At 52.9% G+C, this 709-nt stretch carries 2 protein-coding genes; one reads left to right on the top strand and one right to left on the bottom strand.

Annotated features, from left to right (window positions below):
• Window positions 1-208 (bottom strand): hypothetical protein (locus IAE27_RS29310; protein ID WP_200093431.1); only part of this gene is annotated, 208 nt, incomplete at its 3' end.
• Window positions 209-411: 203 nt separating this feature from the next.
• On the opposite strand from IAE27_RS29310, the gene IAE27_RS29305 reads away from it, so the two are divergent.
• Entirely contained in the window at window positions 412-657 is a 246-nt protein-coding gene (locus IAE27_RS29305; RefSeq protein WP_200093430.1) for a DinI-like family protein, read from the top strand.
• Window positions 658-709: the final 52 nt, after the last annotated feature.

Below are 709 nucleotides of genomic sequence, written 5' to 3'. Positions count from 1 at the left end.
CGGCCACGGAGAGGCCGATATACACGCCCGCGCCCCAGATGACCTGGGAGAAAACGAAAACCCACAACGGGACGTCGAACACCAGAAGCGGAAGCAGGCATACCGTCACAATGCCAATCATGCGACTGCCGAACTGCCTGCGTACCGGTTCACTGCTGTCGACGGGTACGCCAGCAAAACGAAGAACGTTTCTGAAACCGGGTGACATAAAGACCTGCTGGATGAGAATTCATTGGTTATCTGTTTATTACAGGATACCGCTCACGGTGTAGCCCCGACATACGTTTTTTCACGTCACTAATTTTTTCGCAACCACAGCAATGTTTTAGCCCGGAACTGCATAAAGAAGCTTGCAAATTCTGACAACCGGGAAAACAACAACTGTATACCCATACAGTAAAGGGGTGCCCCATGTTACAGATTTCCGTCCGTTTCTCCCCGGAGCAGGTGAAGGCCATGCGCAGCGGCACCTTTGCCGCACTGCAGCAGGAAATTGAGCGCCGTCTGACACCACGCTACCCTCACCTCTGGCTGAACATCGGAAAAAGTTCGCAGACCGCGCTGGATGTCAGCGGCGCGCGAAGCGACAAGGAAAAGTCGGACATCATGAACACACTTGAAGCCACCTGGCAGGACGACACATGGTTGCCGGAATGAGGGCTCTGTCGCATTAAGAAGTCGTCAGATAACATGCTGTTTTTTTGCGATG

The organism is Klebsiella sp. S69 (genome assembly GCF_016516145.1).
Classification (GTDB): Bacteria; Pseudomonadota; Gammaproteobacteria; order Enterobacterales; family Enterobacteriaceae; genus Klebsiella; species Klebsiella oxytoca.
This window is presented reverse-complemented; position numbering and strand designations above follow the sequence as displayed.

Bases quoted from the DNA above. Each gene is read 5' to 3' on its own strand.
- IAE27_RS29305 (WP_200093430.1), top strand. From the start codon at position 412: ATGTTACAGATTTCCGTCCGTTTCTCCCCGGAGCAGGTGAAGGCCATG.